This window comes from Halobacillus alkaliphilus (assembly GCF_900113125.1).
Lineage (GTDB): Bacteria > Bacillota > Bacilli > Bacillales > Halobacillaceae > Halobacillus > Halobacillus alkaliphilus.
The window spans coordinates 21,131-37,506 of sequence record NZ_FOOG01000027.1; the positions used below are offsets into that span (position 1 = coordinate 21,131).

At 41.0% G+C, this 16,376-nt stretch carries 17 protein-coding genes; 9 read left to right on the forward strand and 8 right to left on the reverse strand.

The features are described from left to right. Window positions 1-39 precede the first annotated feature (39 nt). Genes nadA through nadB form a run of 3 tightly spaced genes read right to left on the reverse strand, consistent with a single transcriptional unit; the run spans window position 40 to window position 3,539 of the window. Window positions 40-1,146: a quinolinate synthase NadA gene (gene nadA, locus BMZ06_RS13800; RefSeq protein WP_089752694.1), complete on the reverse strand. Its 1,107-nt coding sequence runs from the start codon at window positions 1,144-1,146 to the stop codon at window positions 40-42. Further along, window positions 1,133-1,996, reverse strand: a complete 864-nt coding sequence (gene nadC, locus BMZ06_RS13805) for a carboxylating nicotinate-nucleotide diphosphorylase (RefSeq protein ID WP_089752696.1) — start codon at window positions 1,994-1,996, stop codon at window positions 1,133-1,135. The genes nadA and nadC overlap by 14 nt, the downstream gene beginning before the upstream one ends. Further along, on the reverse strand, window positions 1,977-3,539 hold the full coding sequence (gene nadB, locus BMZ06_RS13810) for an L-aspartate oxidase (RefSeq protein ID WP_089752698.1): 1,563 nt from the start codon (window positions 3,537-3,539) through the stop codon (window positions 1,977-1,979). Before nadB ends, nadC begins: the two co-directional genes overlap by 20 nt. 96 nt (window positions 3,540-3,635) lie before the next feature. Here nadB and BMZ06_RS13815 point away from each other — a divergent pair, with 96 nt between their 5' ends. Further along, window positions 3,636-4,799 carry an IscS subfamily cysteine desulfurase gene (locus tag BMZ06_RS13815; RefSeq protein WP_089752700.1) on the forward strand — a complete coding sequence of 388 codons (1,164 nt, stop codon included), beginning with the start codon at window positions 3,636-3,638 and terminating at the stop codon, window positions 4,797-4,799. A 16-nt stretch (window positions 4,800-4,815) separates the two neighbouring features. Here BMZ06_RS13815 and BMZ06_RS13820 read toward each other — a convergent pair whose 3' ends face one another. Then, entirely contained in the window at window positions 4,816-6,135 is a 1,320-nt protein-coding gene (locus BMZ06_RS13820) for a TrkH family potassium uptake protein (RefSeq protein ID WP_089752702.1), read from the reverse strand. A gap of 196 nt (window positions 6,136-6,331) precedes the next feature. On the opposite strand from BMZ06_RS13820, the gene BMZ06_RS13825 reads away from it, so the two are divergent. From BMZ06_RS13825 to BMZ06_RS13835, 3 genes are all read left to right on the forward strand, one after another. Then, on the forward strand, window positions 6,332-7,150 hold the full coding sequence (locus BMZ06_RS13825) for an ABC transporter ATP-binding protein (protein ID WP_089752704.1): 819 nt from the start codon (window positions 6,332-6,334) through the stop codon (window positions 7,148-7,150). 90 nt (window positions 7,151-7,240) lie between these two features. Beyond that, a complete protein-coding gene (gene mscL / locus BMZ06_RS13830; RefSeq protein WP_089752706.1) occupies window positions 7,241-7,732 on the forward strand; it encodes a large conductance mechanosensitive channel protein MscL in 492 nt (163 codons plus the stop codon). A 436-nt stretch (window positions 7,733-8,168) separates the two neighbouring features. Next, entirely contained in the window at window positions 8,169-9,410 is a 1,242-nt protein-coding gene (locus BMZ06_RS13835) for an MFS transporter (RefSeq protein ID WP_089752709.1), read from the forward strand. Between the two features lie 34 nt (window positions 9,411-9,444). On the opposite strand, the gene BMZ06_RS13840 is transcribed toward BMZ06_RS13835, so the two are convergent. Continuing rightward, window positions 9,445-9,873 (reverse strand): BrxA/BrxB family bacilliredoxin, encoded by a 429-nt coding sequence (locus BMZ06_RS13840; protein ID WP_089752712.1) that lies wholly within the window; start codon window positions 9,871-9,873, stop codon window positions 9,445-9,447. Between the two features lie 11 nt (window positions 9,874-9,884). After that, window positions 9,885-11,033, reverse strand: a complete 1,149-nt coding sequence (locus BMZ06_RS13845; protein ID WP_089752714.1) for a conserved virulence factor C family protein — start codon at window positions 11,031-11,033, stop codon at window positions 9,885-9,887. A 285-nt stretch (window positions 11,034-11,318) separates the two neighbouring features. Between BMZ06_RS13845 and BMZ06_RS13850 the strand changes: the two genes are divergently transcribed. The 3 genes from BMZ06_RS13850 to BMZ06_RS13860 are packed head-to-tail and all read left to right on the forward strand — an operon-like array spanning window position 11,319 to window position 13,677. Then, window positions 11,319-12,239, forward strand: coding sequence for an ABC transporter ATP-binding protein (locus BMZ06_RS13850; protein WP_089752716.1), 921 nt, complete (start codon window positions 11,319-11,321; stop codon window positions 12,237-12,239). After that, complete coding sequence (locus BMZ06_RS13855; protein ID WP_089752717.1) at window positions 12,232-13,209, forward strand: ABC transporter permease; 978 nt, start codon at window positions 12,232-12,234, stop codon at window positions 13,207-13,209. Before BMZ06_RS13850 ends, BMZ06_RS13855 begins: the two co-directional genes overlap by 8 nt. Window positions 13,210-13,230: 21 nt before the next feature. After that, window positions 13,231-13,677, forward strand: coding sequence for a DUF4064 domain-containing protein (locus BMZ06_RS13860; RefSeq protein ID WP_089752719.1), 447 nt, complete (start codon window positions 13,231-13,233; stop codon window positions 13,675-13,677). Window positions 13,678-13,778: 101 nt separating this feature from the next. Here BMZ06_RS13860 and BMZ06_RS13865 read toward each other — a convergent pair whose 3' ends face one another. Beyond that, window positions 13,779-13,952, reverse strand: a complete 174-nt coding sequence (locus BMZ06_RS13865) for a hypothetical protein (RefSeq protein ID WP_175477891.1) — start codon at window positions 13,950-13,952, stop codon at window positions 13,779-13,781. 121 nt (window positions 13,953-14,073) lie between these two features. Between BMZ06_RS13865 and BMZ06_RS13870 the strand changes: the two genes are divergently transcribed. Both BMZ06_RS13870 and BMZ06_RS13875 read left to right on the forward strand, forming a co-directional pair. Beyond that, entirely contained in the window at window positions 14,074-14,985 is a 912-nt protein-coding gene (locus tag BMZ06_RS13870; protein ID WP_089752722.1) for a formate/nitrite transporter family protein, read from the forward strand. 73 nt (window positions 14,986-15,058) lie between these two features. Continuing rightward, on the forward strand, window positions 15,059-15,751 hold the full coding sequence (locus tag BMZ06_RS13875; RefSeq protein ID WP_089752725.1) for a Type 1 glutamine amidotransferase-like domain-containing protein: 693 nt from the start codon (window positions 15,059-15,061) through the stop codon (window positions 15,749-15,751). Window positions 15,752-15,810: 59 nt separating this feature from the next. Here BMZ06_RS13875 and BMZ06_RS13880 read toward each other — a convergent pair whose 3' ends face one another. Next, window positions 15,811-16,281, reverse strand: a complete 471-nt coding sequence (locus BMZ06_RS13880) for a DinB family protein (RefSeq protein WP_089752728.1) — start codon at window positions 16,279-16,281, stop codon at window positions 15,811-15,813. Window positions 16,282-16,376 lie beyond the last annotated feature (95 nt).

The window sequence follows — 16,376 nt, forward strand, 5'->3', positions numbered from 1 at the left end:
CGACTTTTATTCATTGTACTTGTAAATTTCTTTTAAAAATCAGGCCCTTGCCAGCATACGTTCCAGTGCTTTTTTAGCATCGGCTGCAATGTCAGAATCTACTTTAATTAGATTTTGAGGTTTCCCTTCGGCTAATGATTCCAAAGACCAGGCGAGGTGGGGGAGATCTATTCGATTCATTGTAAGACAAGGACACATCCGCGGGTTTAAAGAAATAATATGCTGGTCCGGATGTTCTTGAATAATTCGTTTCACTAAATTCATTTCCGTGCCAATAGCCCATGAACTTCCAGGAGAAGCGTTTTCGATCTGGCTGATAATATAGTTTGTTGATCCGGCATAATCGGATAAAGCGACCACTTCACGGCTGCATTCGGGATGAACAATGATGTTCATATCAGGATAGTCTTTACGTACTTGCTTAACGTTTGAAACGGTAAAGTTTTCATGAACCGAACAGTGCCCTTTCCATAAAATCACTTTCACTTCTTCGACAGGTACTTCGTGAAGCAACTCTTCTCGTATAGGATCCCATACGGCCATTTGTTCGAGGGGGATGCCGAGGTCGTAGGCGGTATTCCGTCCCAAGTGCTGATCCGGTAAAAACATAATACGCTCTTTCTGAGATAAGGCCCATTCGATCATGTCTGCTGCATTGGAGGAAGTGACTGTCGCTCCTCCGTGTTTTCCTACAAATGCTTTAATAGCAGCTGTGGAATTGACATAAGTAAGGGGAAGTATAGTGTCGTTAAACTTAGTCTTGAGCTTCTTCCACGCTTTTTCAGTTTGCGTGAGGTTTGCCATATCTGCCATCGAACAGCCGGCTCTCATGTCAGGAAGGTACACATGCTGGTCTTCCCTAGTTAAAATATCAGCGGTTTCTGCCATGAAATGTACTCCGCAAAAAACGATAGCTTCTGCTTCGTGCTGAGTTGCTGAGAGTTGAGCCAGTTTCAAAGAATCTCCTCGTACATCGGCAAACTGGATGACTTCGTCTTTCTGATAGTGATGCCCCGGTAGAAAAAGGCGCGCGCCCATTGTCTTTTTGACATTCCAAATGATGGTTTCTAATTCCTTCGTGCTCTTATTTTTGTAACGCTCAGGTAAAGTGGGGCTGGAATGCTCCATCGTTTCAAATAGATTCATAGTTTGGTCTCCTTTGTTTAATCGAAACATTTGCGCTAATATCGAGAGAAGTGGCTGAATGGGTAAGCGCTCCAAGAGATATATAATCGACTCCCGATTCGCGGTAAGCAGCTAAATTATTCAAGTGAATTCCTCCTGAAGCTTCTGTGGTAATGTCAGAAGGGACGAGCTGAATTAAAGTTCTGATTTCTTCTGGAGTCCGGTTATCAAACATAATGCAGTCGGCTCCCGCCAGGACTGCTTCCTTAACCTGAGCTTCATTTTCTGTTTCCACTTCAATTTTAACCATATGACCTAACTTGGCTCTGACTGTTTCGACGGCGTTTAAAATGGAACCAGCAAAAGCTATATGATTATCTTTTAACATGACGGCGTCGTACAATCCAAATCTATGATTTACGCCCCCTCCCATTTGGACCGCGTATTTTTCAAACATTCTTAACCCGGGTGTGGTCTTTCTTGTGTCACAAATTTTCGTTTTTTTATGATTTAGGATTTCGACGGCTTGTGCTGTAAGCGTAGAAATTCCGCTCATTCGTTGAATTAAATTGAGGATCACCCGTTCACCTTTTAGTAGATGCACAATTGGCCCTTTGATAGTTGCAATTGATTCACTTGAATGAATGGTTGTGCCATCCTGAACATTAACTTCTACTTCAATAGACGGGTCAAGCAGCTGGTAACCCTCTCGAATAATTTCCGTGCCGCAAAAAATCCCGGACTGTTTGCTTATAAAGTGAAGCTCACCGTCCAAATCTTGAGGAAAGAGGAAGTCACTGGTTACATCTCGATCCCCTATATCTTCTATAAAAAAATCTTCCAGCAGGCGCCTAACTTTTAATCTGTTCATTAAATGCCCTTCTTTCTAATGATCTTTGTAGGGTAATCTGTTGTTTCTGCCAGTTTTCCCGTTCAATAGGAAAATCACTGCGATAATGTCCTCCCCGGCTTTCCTCCCGTTCCAAGGCAGAGGCAGTTACAATCCAGGCTGTCTGCATCATAAAGAAGCGAGTGATTTGTTCGACAGTGAGCAAGTCAAGCCTGGATTCATGAAACTTCTCAAGTTGGAATGATTCCAGCCATTCCATTTGTTCGGTCAATTCTTGAGCCGAGCGGACAATTCCGACCCGATCCATCATGAAATGCTGGATTAATTCCTTTTCAGGCAATGTGGGGGAGAGGAGCATCGCGTTTTTCTTATTTTTATGAATAGGGATATGCTTTCCAGAATTACAGTTAATGTACTCGGCCAATCTTTTCCCAAAAATGAGGGCTTCCAGCAATGAATTGCTGGCGAGTCGATTAGCACCGTGAACACCGGTACAGGCTGTTTCTCCGAGAGCATAAAGTCCTTCGACGGTGGTTCGTCCAATAGAATCTGTCTGGATACCTCCCATCGCGAAGTGGGCACCTGGGGCTACAGGGATTAGGCCTTTACTTAAATCAATACCGTGCTCTTTACAAAGTACAGTAACGGTAGGGAATTTCTTCTGAAAATCTTTAATAGATGTGATGTCTAAATAAATGCTCTGTCCTTTTCTTAAGTAATCATAAATGTTCTGCGCTACTATATGTCTTGGAGCTAAGTCTTTAAGAGGGTGGACGTGTTCCATAATTCTTTCACCCGTTTCATTAATTAATACAGCCCCTTCGCCTCTCACGGCCTCTGTAATTAGTCCTTTCGTTTCTCCGTTCGAGTATAAAAGGGTCGGGTGAAATTGTATGAACTCCATGTCAGCAAGCTCTGCCCCGGCTATATAAGCTAAAGACATGCCATCTCCGGTAATTGTGTCTGCGTTAGAGGTGAATGAATAAATCTGACCACAGCCTCCAGTTGAAAGAACCACATAGGGAGCTGAAAAGGTATGGGTACAGTTCTCTTGATCTTTGCTTTTAACTCCATAACATCGGCCAAGATCATCAATAAGCAGCTCGAAAACAAATTGATTTTCATAAATAGATATATTAAAAGATAAGTGTTGAATTAGCCCCTCTACAATCCGCTTTCCGGTTTGGTCTCCACCTCCGTGGACGATTCGCCTTTGGTTATGAGCCCCCTCTTTTCCAAGAAGAAGAGCCCCTGTGTCATCAGTATCAAACTGACATCCATCCTTAATAAGTTCCTCCACGAGAGCGGGAGCTTCTTGCACCAATCGCATTACGGCCCGTGGATGATTCAAGTGACATCCGGCTTCGAGTGTATCTAAATAGTGTAGATAAGGAGTATCGCTAGGCCCGATTGCCGCTGCAATTCCTCCTTGAGCATAAGTAGAATTGCTATGTTTCAAAAAAGACTTTGTGAGAACAATCACATTTAAATCTTTGCTTAAGTGTCTGGCTAACTGTAAGGAGGCCAAGCCGCTTCCTACAATAATAACGTCTGCTTTTTTCATAACTTTCCTCCTGTTTTTTACAGGTGTATTGACACTTATATTTACATAGAATTAAACTTATGACAAGTGGTTTACGGAAAAAGGAGGGTAAAAAGAATGTCTAGCTATTTTGACTATGCCGCTACCTGTCCCATCGATGAAGAAGCACTCGAGGCTTATGTCAAAGCTTCACGTGAATTCTATGGGAACACCCGCAGTCTGCACGACTCGGGAACAAAAGCAGAAGTACTGCTATCTCATTGCCGCAAAACACTTGCGAATCTTCTCGGAGTTAATAAAGAAGGAATTTATTTTACGAGTGGAGGTACAGAAAGTAATCTGCTTGCTATGGAAGGTCTAATGAAAGCAGGTAAAGGAAATCATCTGATTACTTCTGCTGCCGAACATTCTTCTGTAAAAAATTCAGCAGAAAAATTGGAAGCAGATGGATATGAAGTCAGCTGGGTTCCATTAACGAAGGATGGAACCATTGACGTAAGCGAATTAGAAAATTTAATGCGCGAAGATACCGTGCTTGTATGTATTCAGCATGTAAATAGTGACATTGGAACAATACAGCCTATAGGAAGAATTCGAGAGGTTTGTGATAAGTGGGGGGCATGGTTACATAGCGACTGTGTGCAATCCTTCGGCAAGGTGGAGTTAAACTCAATTATACCTTGCCTGGATAGCTTTTCACTCTCTAGTCATAAAATATACGGACCTAAAGGGTCAGGGGCTTTGTACATAAGCCCATCTGTTTCTTTCCAGCCATTGCTGCCCAATGGAACTCATGAAGCCGGCGTTCGAGCTGGCACTGTAAATACCCCAGGGATCGCAGCTTTTACAACGGCTGCTGCAAAATCAATTCGAGAACTTCAGGAACGCCAGACTAAAATTAAAGCTTTAAAGCGTGAATTTTTAACTGCTTTGAAAGATATAAGATCTCAGGTCAAAGTAGTAGGCGAGTCCGGGAATTCGGTCCCGATCATTGGGTTATGTATCCATGGTTTTGAAGGTCAGTGGGTAATGCTTGAAGCCAATCGTCGCGGTTATGCATTTTCTACAGGAAGTGCCTGTCAAGTTGGGAGCGAAGGATTCCCTTCTATTCTTACGGCTGTAGGATTGAACAAGGAAGAGGCGAAATCTTTTATCCGTCTATCTTTTAGCCACGATCAGACAAGCGAGGATATACAGGGAATCGTCGAATGTCTTAAAGAAATAGCAGCCGAATATGCTGTTCTTTCCAGCCAAGTGGAAAAGCCCGCTTTCTATAAATAGAAAGCGGGCTTATATGCTAACCGGTTAATACGTCTTCGTTTGGATATTTGATCGGATCAGGTTTGTAACGGGCAAAAGCAAAAGCAAAAGTCAGGGGTCCTAACTTTCCTATGAGCATGATGAAAATAAGTGTTAATTTTCCGATTAGAGTTAAATGACCTGTTAGTCCCATAGACAAACCAACAGTGCCAAAGGCAGATACTGTTTCGAACAGTATCATTAAAAAAGGGGCATCTTCGGAGAGGTTCAAGACAAAAGTCCCAAAAAATACTACAGCTACACTGCCAACCGTAAGAGCGAGAGCACGCATGATCAGGTGGAAGTGGAAACTTCTGCGGTACAGAGTTACATGTTCTTTTTGCCTGAAAAAAGTGATGGAAGCAAGGACTATGATAAGAGCGGTGGATAGTTTGATACCACCAGCGGTAGAGGTACTGCCTCCACCGATAAACATAAGAATCAGCATGTAAAAAAGAGAAGACTCTTCCATCTGACTTATATCGATCGAATTAAATCCTGCAGTCCTTGGTGTTACTGCTTGAAAATATGCTGCTTGCAATTTCCCGAAGGTAGAAAAGTCTGCAATCGTGTCCGGATTATTGAATTCTAAAATAAAAATCATGAACAAGCTAACCAAGTTTATAAATAAGGTACCGACCAGCATTATTTTAGTGTGAAGAGAAAGGTGATAAAATTCTTTACTCTTCCACAAGTCAAAGACGACGGTAAATCCGATTCCGCCAATGATAAAAAGCAGTGTAATGATAATATTAACGAGTGGGTCCACAGCATAAGCAGAGAGGCTGTCGGACCAGATAGAAAAACCGGCATTGTTGAAAGCGGAAATGGAATGAAAAATACTTGCGTAAATACCTTTAGTCAACCCCATTTCCGGGACCCATCTTAAAGACAAAAAAATGACAGCCAATGTTTCAATGGAAATTGAAAAAATAAATAATTTACGAACCAGGCGGATAACCCCGCCCAGGGAAGTTTGATTTAAAGCCTGCTGAATTAACAGCCGCTCCTTTATTCCAATCTTTTTACCAAGTACCATGTAAATCAGTACCGCAAAGGTCATGATTCCCAAACCGCCCACCTGGATCAAAACTAAAATGATAACCTGCCCGAACAAGGTAAATGCTGTACCTGTATCTATAACGACTAACCCGGTAACCGTCATAGCTGAGGTTGCTGTAAACAGAGCATCAATGAAAGTTATTCCATTGTATGTAGCAGTGGGCAGCTTCAGTAAAAATGTGCCTAGAGTAATAAACAGGATAAAAATACTGATCAGCGTTTGAGGGGGATTCAAGTGTATCATACGGGTTTTCATGAATATCTCCTTATGTAAAAGAATGATCTTATTATAATCCAAGCTTAAAAAAGGAGAATGGTCCATTAGAACTGCTTTTAATTAACTTGCTTGTTTTTTATAAAATCTTTATAATCGTGAGTGATAATGATTTTCACTATTAGCAACTATTATAGATATTGAAAGTTTGTTTATAGATTTGAGGGAGGATTTTTGCATGGCAAAGCTGATGACTGAAAAAGTCGGTATCGCTTATGGTGACTATAATGTAGTGGAAGACTTGGACTTGGATATTCCCGAAAATCAAATAACCACCATTATAGGTCCTAATGGATGTGGTAAATCCACAATACTGAAAGCTTTAGCCAGGATCCACACTGTAAATTCAGGAAGCGTTTATTTAGATGGCAAAGCAATTAAAAAAGAATCCACTAGAAATATTGCCAAAAAAATGGGCGTCCTTCCTCAAACTCCGAAAGCACCAAGCGGATTGACTGTTTCTGAATTAGTTTCTTATGGCAGGTTCCCTCATCAAAAAGCCTTTGGCAAGATAAATGATCATGATAGAAAAATGATTCTGTGGGCTCTTTCCATTACGGGCACCGAGGAATTTGCAGATCGGCCAATTGATGCTCTTTCAGGTGGACAGCGCCAGCGTGTTTGGATTGCGATGGCCCTGGCTCAGGAGACAGAACTGCTCATTTTGGATGAGCCTACGACTTACTTAGACTTAGCTCACCAACTGGAAGTTCTTAAACTATTAGAACAATTGAATCGCGAAGAGGGGCGTACGATTGTAATGGTCATCCATGATTTAAACCACGCTGCTCGCTTTGCCGACTATATTGTAGCTTTAAAAGAAGGGCGAATCATTAAGGAAGGAACACCAGAAGAAGTAATCCACCCAAAAGTGCTGGAAGATGTATTCCAAATCGATGCTGAAGTCGTCAAAGATCCAAGAACGAACCGGCCGGTCTGCCTTACCTATGACTTGCTGGGCTCTGTTCCTAATGTTTGTCAAAAAGCCATCTTATAAATCAACCCCGGGCGTCTTCTGCCCGGGTTTTTTTATAGCTCATAGTTTGTCCTTATATCTCATAGGATAATTTCGAAGGGAGAGGACAAGATGGGGCTATTCCATGAATTTCGCCAGTTTACAGTTAGAGGCAGTGCGGTGGACATGGGTGTAGGGATGGTGTTGGGGGCAGCATTCAGCGGTTTTATTGATTCGCTCGTTACGGACATCCTGCTTCCTCCCGTAGGGTTATTATATGCAAAAGTGAATTTTGAAGAAATGTTTTTTAATTTGAGCGGAGGATTCTATCCGACTCTGTCTGCGGCTAAAGAAGCTGGTGCTGTAACCATCAATTATGGGCTGTTCCTTACAGCAGCTGTACGTTTTATGATCATATTGTTTGCCGTATTTCTTGTAGTCAGGCAGATTAATCGCTGGAAAAAACCTCATCAGCATCCGTTGCATGCCATGACAAAAAAAGAATGTCCCTATTGCTGCACGCCGATACCTTCTCAAGCGGTCATCTGCCCCAATTGTGGTTCTCAGTTAGAACAAAACTTTAATAAAATAGAGCAGCCAAAAACTCGATGGAATATTAAGTAATTAGCTTCTGTTATATCTCCGGGGTGATGTAACAAGACGAGTTGTTTCCGTAGCCGCCCTCAAAAAATTTTAAGCAACGGTCCCAAGATATCCCGAGAAATAAGAAAGGAATACCTTCGAATAGGGTGTTCCTTTTTAAATTCTCATTATAATTAACTATTCCTCAGAGTCAGACCCATTCTCCTTTCCAGGTTCAACCTCTCCAGAACTGCCTTCCGTTTCAAAATGTTCTTCTGTGTTTCCCCCATCGCGCCACAAGCGGCTAGTGTAAGTACAGAATCTAAACCTTAGGAAAACGATCATTTTTTATCAACAGGAACAGCTCTTTTAATGAACATTCTTTATTCATTTTTTACAAATATAGTAAATCCATAAGTGCAAATATTTACTTTTGGTTTGGATAACCTATAAGTATGAATCTAAATGAGGTGTATTTATGGAGAACAAAGTCAGCCGATGGTGCCTCATCAGTATGGCATCCATTCCGCTAGTAATGACGCTTGGAAATTCAATGTTAATACCCGTTCTTCCGATATTTGAAAAAAAGGTGGGGATAACTTCATTTCAATCCAGTACAATCATCACCAGTTATTCGTTAGCTGCTATCTTTCTTATACCTGTCGCTGGTTATTTATCAGATCGTTTTGGAAGGAAAATCGTGATATTACCCAGTCTAATTTTAGCTTTTATAGGTGGAGTTATAGCAGGATTTGCCTCTTGGAAAATGAGTGATCCTTTTCTATGGATCATTATTGGACGAGTTCTCCAGGGCATGGGAGCAGCTGGAGCGACCCCCATCATTCTCCCTCTCGTAGGAGATTTATACAAAGATGATGATGAGAAGACCAGTTCCTGTCTAGGATTAATTGAAACGTCCAATACATTTGGTAAAGTACTAAGTCCAATTCTTGGAGCAGCATTTGCTGCTTTCTTATGGTTCTTACCGTTTTTTTCTATATCCTTCTTTAGTCTAATATCCATTGTGCTCGTTTTCTTTTTCATTAAAGTTCCCAAAGGTGAAGAGGAAGAGCCTCAAAAGTTAAAGGAATTTCTTAAAAAAACAAAGAAAATTTTTAAACAGGAAGGGAAATGGCTGTATCCTGTATTCTTATTAGGGATCTACGCTATGCTTATCTTGTTTGGTGTCCTTTTCTTTTTATCAGATATATTGGAAAAAGTTCATGATATAGATGGCGTAAAAAAAGGTTTTGTTTTGGCTATCCCGTTATTTTTTCTTTGCATCGCTTCTTTTATAACAGGAAAGAAAATAAAAGGGGAGACAAAAACGATGAAAAGAGTCATTCTTCTGTCCTTAGCCGGGATTTCTGCAAGTGTGATTTTTGTAGGCTATGTGAATAAGCAGCTGGTTCTTCTTCTTATTGTTACGAGTATCCTAGGCATTGCCATAGGAGCTATGCTTCCCACCCTCGATGCCCTTATCACTGAAGGAATTGAAAAGGAAGAAAGAGGGACCATAACCTCTTTTTATAGTTCGTCAAGATTTATAGGAGTGGCCGCTGGTCCGCCGGTGATGTCACTTGTCATGAAAGAGTTATTAAATATCAGTTATATTAGTGCGGGCATAACCGGGGTTTTATTAATAATAATTGTTATGAAGTTCATTAAAGGGGAGAATAGTAATTCGGCTTCAAGCAATCCTGCGGTGACATCCACATAAAAAAGGCGGCCTTCCTAAGGGCCGCCTTTACGTATTAGCAGTATTGATTATAAGAAGATGTTAAGTTCTCTACAATCTCTTCTACTTCATAATCTTCAATTTCTTCCCGTGGGATGAAATGAAGGACCTGTCCATCTTTCAGTAAAGCCATAGATGGAGATGAAGGCTCATAGCCTTCTAAATATTCTCTCATTCGTGAGGTTGCTTCACGATCCTGGCCTGCAAATACAGTTACTAAATGATCGGGTTTAGAATCATTAGTAAGAGACTCTCTTGCGGCCGGACGAGCGAGACCTGCGGCACAGCCACAGACAGAATTAATAACAACGAGCGATGTTCCTTTTGTTGATGCAATGAATTCATCTACTTCTTCTGGAGTCGTTAATTCTGTGAAGCCTGCATGGGTTAATTCATCTCTCATTGGCTGGGAAATTTCTTTCATATATGCTTCATATGGATTCATAAATAATCCTCCTAGTTTGGTTTTTGTTTAGTGGCCTGGGTCATTTGGTGCCACACAGACCCTTTGGCGTCTTCGCCGCCTTCAATTCGTTCTATGGCCATATTAATTTGCATTTTCACTTCAAACTCAGGATCATCTGCTGCTTTCCTTAAAGCAGGAAGTGCGGATTCATCACCCAGTTCATATAAGAACATAGCGGCACGCCAGCGAACAATTTTATTAGGATCAGCCAGTGAATCAATCATTCGCGGCATAGCTTCTTTAAACCCTAAGTCTGAAATACAATCCCCTGCTGTCCGTCTCACTGTAACGGACTTATCATTCAATGCTTTATAAAGGAAGGGAAGAGTCTCCATTTCTTCTATCATACCGAGATAGGCAGCAGCTAACCTGCGAATGGAGGCTTTACTGTCATCCAAAGCCTTATCTAAAATGGCATAGTCTTCGGCGGTAGGGTTCATACGGTCGAGTGCGGCATAACGTACTTTCCAATCGTCATGATCCAACGTTTCAAGTGTAATCCTCGACTTCTTATCCGTCGTTTCCACATCATCCGCTTCCTGATCAAACGCTTGTTTAACCAGTGAGTCGAGTCGTTCTTGATCATAACTTGCCGAAATTTCTTCCTTAACTTGCTCCCCAATCTCTGAAGTGTCACCAAAACGCGGGCTCTGTTCTGCCCATTTACGTTCCATGATCATATTCGGGGAAGCTGGAGAAGCTTTCATTGCAGCCTCCATAAATCTTTCTGGAAGACCGACACGTTTCTCTTCTTCGCCTTCTTCAAGCTTTACTTGAATGGGAATACCACGGAACATTTGTATATATACTTTAACTTCTCCAAATGTGTCCTCTTGATTGTCTGAGGATTCACTTTCATTGAGTGCCTCAATTTCAGAAGATGAGCCAAGGGTTTTTCTTACTTCTGGCAGTATCTGTTCCCACGAGATTTTTGCATTTCGCTCCAGAGCAATAAAGTCCGTCACATGGTAAAGTCCTTTTACCCCCTCAATCTCAAATAATCTTTTGATAAAATCCGGGGCGCTGTCCAAATCGTCCCCTTTCTTATAGTTATGAGTTTCACCATCAGGTAAGTGCTCATTCAGATTGATTTTCATTGAGTTTGGGCTGGGCGTTGGTTCAATTGATACAATCTTCATTTCGATTCTCCCTCCATACTCCGTTAATTTCTAGTTTATCAAAAATAAGAAACTCCATCCATTGTTAAGGAGGAAAGTGGAGATGGATATTTGCAATATGTCTACTCTGAGAACGAAAACCGTATAAATATGAATGATGGGAAAAAGAAAGATAGTAAGGGTGCAGTAATCCTCGAAATTTCCCGGGAAATATCCTTGCGTTTATGTAATTAATTATAAAAATATGAAACAACTTGTCTATTTCGTACGTAGTAGAAAAGTGAGAATAATTAAGGAGGGATTTATTTGTCTCAATCTGTCATGCAGTTGAAGAACGTCAGTAAAACGATAAAGAATAAAAAGATTATTAAAGGGCTGGATTTTGAAATTTACAGCGGAGAAGTATTTGGCTTCCTTGGTCCTAACGGAGCAGGTAAAACGACCACGATCCGAATGATGGTTGGTTTGATGGATATGACGAACGGAGACGTAATGATCCAGGGGCACAGTGTCAATAAGGATTTTAAAAAAGCCATACGCCACGTCGGCGGGATCGTGGAAAACCCGGAAATGTACCCTTTTATGAGCGGTTGGAAAAACTTAGTGCACTATTCCCGTATGATTCCGGGAATTAAAGAGGAACGAATACAGGAAGTTATTCGACTGGTTGGACTGGAAAACAGAATCAAGGACAAAGTAGGTAAATATTCATTAGGGATGAGGCAGCGGCTCGGCATTGCGCAGGCACTTTTACATAGCCCTTCCATTCTGATTTTAGATGAACCGACTAATGGTCTGGATCCTGCAGGAATTCGAGAAGTTAGAGCTTACATTCGTCGTATGGCTGCTGAAGAAGACGTAGCGGTTATTGTTTCCAGCCATATCCTCTCAGAGATGGAAATGATGTGCGATCGGATTGGAATTATCAAAAATGGAGAATTAATTTCCATCCAGTCCGTGGAAGATGCTCTCCAGCAAACAGATACAAGGGAGGTTTCACTTGAAGCATCTCCAGTCGATCGGGTCCATGAATTTTTGAAGCAAAAGCTGGACTCGCCTGTTCAGCTGCATAGTAATACAGTGACCTTCAGCAGTACACGTGAAGAGATTCCAGGAATTATAAGTGGACTAGTTAAAGAAGGAGTAGATATCTACAGTGTAAACGTCAATCGTTCGACGTTAGAAGACAAATTCCTGGACTTGATAGGAGAGAATTCCATTGAATAACTTTATACAACTAGTACGAAATGAACAAATGAAGCTTTATTCCCAAATAGCCACTTGGATTATGCTTATTATTCTCGGGGTATTGGTTATTGGGTTCGGTGTACTTATGAAAGTTGATAATACTATGATTAGTGGAGAAGGCCCTACAGGGGAGAACTGGAAGCAGGAGCTGCAGGAACAGAATACTCAGCTGAAAGAGGAGCAGCAAGGGCCACTAGACCCTGGTGAAGAAAGGGAGGAGATTAAATATCCAGGGTACACAGATATTGAAATGAATGAATACCGTATCCAAAACGATATTAAGCCTTCCGGATATGATGTTTGGGATTTCCTGCAAACCAACCGTAGTTTAATATCAATTATCAGCTTGTTTACAATTATCGTGGCCGCCGGCATGATAGCTAATGAGTTTAAGTGGGGAACTATAAAGCTGTTATTGATTAGACCTATTTCCAGAACCAAAATTCTGCTGTCTAAATATGTCTCTGTGCTCTTGTTCGCCGGGGCAATGCTAGTCTGTTTGTATGTTCTGTCATTTATCGTAGGGGCAGCTTTCTTTGGAATTGACAGCATTTCACAGACTTATTTATTCAGACAAGCAGGAGAGATTCAAGAAGCGTCGATTTTTCAGCATACTGTTTCTATGTATTTGCTTAGTTCTGTAAACTTGTTATTAATGGCAACTTTCGCTTTTATGATCTCCGCGGTCTTTAGAAATAGTTCTTTGGCCATAGGGGTGGCTATCTTCTTAATGATGGCAGGAAACTCCATTGTTCTCTTTTTAATGGAAAAGGAATGGGCAAAATACATTCTATTTGCCAATACGGATTTAACCATGTATCTGGAAGGCACTCCTATGTTCAATGAACAAACACTAGGATTTTCTGCTGCCGTGTTATTCGTGTACTACGTGATTTTTGTTATACTTGCCTGGGTCTTCTTTACGAAAAGAGATGTGGCAAGCAATTAACCAAATAAAGGAGAGAAAAAAATGAAACGAACAGCTGAAATCGTACTTACTGTAATTGGAATCGTATTGTATGGTCTGCCTATTCTGTTGAGCGGTATTTTCTTAAGTAATAAAGATAACCCTCAGTTCAGGCAGGAATTGGAGAATATTATGAATTCCTCACAGGAAATGGAGGGCAGTGGAACGATTAATGTAAATCAGATGCTTGATGCTATGGGCACATTTACACTGGTCGTCATGATCGCCGCGCTAGTGGCAATTGCTTTAGGGATTTTATCCATTGTTTTTCTTAAAGGAGATAAGAAACCAAAAGCAGCAGGTATTATTTTAATTGTGACAGCGATTATTATGACATTTGGAACGGTAGGGCTCGGTATATTTGCCGGGGTAGCATACCTGATAGCGGGTATTGTGGCGCTCGTTAGAAAATCAAAGAAACCTACGGACAGCAGCATTGAGAGTTATTAAATTTGGAGAAAGAGGGGCAGGGCGTATAGTCCTGCCCTTTTTTTAGTTTATGAGGCTTCTTTAGACATAAAAAAACGCTGGACTAACCAGCGCTTTTTCAGTTAATCCAGGTATCGATTCATTACATCCACATCGGCAGGTTCCCTATTATAAACCGATCCCTCTTGAGGTCTAAAGCCACTTCCTCCACAAACCTTACAAGTATATCTCCACTCTTCATCATCCATAAGTAAACCTTCTCCATCACAAGCAAGGCAAAATTGATCTCTCGGCATATCCATACTCCTTTGCAAAATTATGGTGTAGCCTTAATGTGCACTACTATAATAAAAGTTATTCGGAGTAGGATTATTTGGACGAGATAATGGGAATATCAGAATCATTGGAGGGATACATGTGGCTAACAATGAAGAAATGATAGAAGAAGAACACGAAACGAAGGAGACAGATACTTCTTCCAATGGAAAAATTGATCGGCCCGGCCGGCAGTTTTATATTCCATCTCAAATCGTAGATGAGTTTGGGGAAAAAGGCCGCGACCATTTAAATAAACCATTTCGCGCCCAATTTTTACTGGCGATCACGGCAGGATCGTTTATGACATTTGGAGCAATATTTTCAGTATTGCTTGCTATAGGCGTGGAGACAGAGGGGATATATCATTTGCTTTCCGGTTTAGGGTTTGCAGCTGGTTATGCGATGGTGTTTATTTCAGGGTCCGTATTATTTACAGAAATCAATGTACTGCTTCCCTCTTATCTTTTTAATAAAGCAGGCTTAATGAAAGCCAATATTTATAAGTTCTGGGCATCTACTTATATAGGGAATATACTTGGTGCAATTATGGTAGCAGGTCTTATTCAAATGTCTGCGTCATTATCAGATCCATTCTACACCGAGCTTTCGATGTATTTGGACAAGAAGATGAAATTTATGGACCATGGAGTTAAAGGCTGGTTTGAAATCTTAGTTTCAGGTATTATAGCCAACTGGTTGATTGGGATGGCGGCCTTTCTCACTACTGCTGCTCGTGATATTACAGGTAAATTCCTTGGAACCATGCTCCCGGTTGTTTTATTTGTTGCCGGTAATTTCCAGCACAGTGCTGCCAACATGGGATACTTTAGTATGGGCATCTTGTCTTCGGATAAGTACGAATGGTATGAATACATTTTATTTAATCTCATACCAGCAAGTATAGGTAACCTGATTGGCGGAGGAATCTTAGTGTCGCTATTGTTCTCATACGCTTACAAGGAAGATATTCAGACATCCTTAGGCAAGCCAAAAAGCAAACGAAGAAAGTAATTATCTACCCGCCTCAGGTCATCCAAATACTGGATGACCTGAGGTGGGTGAAAATGTTAAAGGAGGTTCGGGAGTGAGACAAATCGTTGCCATGGGTGGTGGAGGATTTTCTATGGAAGATGATAATCCTGGCCTTGATCAATACATATTACGACAGTCCGAAGTGAGTAAGCCTTCCATCTGTTTTATTCCTACTGCAAGTGGAGACGCAGATGAGTATATTGAAAAGTTTTACCGTTTCTTTGAGAAAGAGGATTGTAACCCAAGTCATTTGTCATTATTTAATCCTCCCCATAAACTGAGGGAGTTTGTATTAGACAAAGATATTCTTTACGTCGGCGGAGGTTCGACTAAAAACCTGCTGGCGCTGTGGAAAGAGTGGGGCCTAGAACAAATCATCCTAGAAGCCTGGGAACAAGGAACTGTCCTGGCGGGTTTGAGTGCAGGGGCTATCTGCTGGTTTCAAGAAGGATTGACTGACTCTTTTGGCGACAAACTAAGGCCTATTGATTGTCTGGGGATTATTGAGGGAAGCTGCTGTCCCCATTATGACGGAGAAGTCAACCGTCGTAAGGCTTATACAGAGTTAATTACAAATGAAGAAATAAAATCGGGTTACGCTCTGGATGATGGAGCAGCACTTCATATTGTGGAATCAGAAATACATAAAGCAATTAGTTCCAGAAGAAGTGCGCAAGCCTACTATGTTTACAATAAAGGTGGAAAAGCCGTAGAAGAAAAGATTCCGATTACTTATTTATCCTAAAATAAACCACCTCAGGTTATCCAGAATATGGATGACCTGAGGTGGTATTTTATCTAACTTTATTCAAATAATAGAATTTCGGGATCTTTACGGTAGGAATGGACGAGCATGGCGTGAAGCTGTCCTCGATGATGATACATATGCGCAACGATTTGCAGAAGCCATTCATACCGGGTATAAGTTACTCCCCACCATGAGACGGTTTCTGTATGAAGCTCTTCCTCCGTATAATTCTCATATTGTGTTTTTAGTTGAGAAAAGTGGTCGAATAACCTTTCGAGAATCTCTTCTTTTGATTGTAAAGAATAGGATTGATAGAGGGCATTCATTTCTTCTTCAGATGCACTCTCAGCAATTTTTCCATCAGCTGCCGGGATGATCGAAAGGTGTTCCAGCAGCTCTCCAATTGAATATTTTTCTTCAGTCGGCCGTAAAGCGAGTTCTTCCTCGGTTAATTGTCCGGCTATTTCAGAAATAGACGCAATGACTACTTCTAATTGGTGAAAGGCACTTTGACAATACATATTCATATTATCCAACCTCTTTTGCAATTTTATTGTAACTTCATTTATTCTACACTATTCTAATAAATTCCTTTAAAGGAAAAATAAACTATATTTTTCTA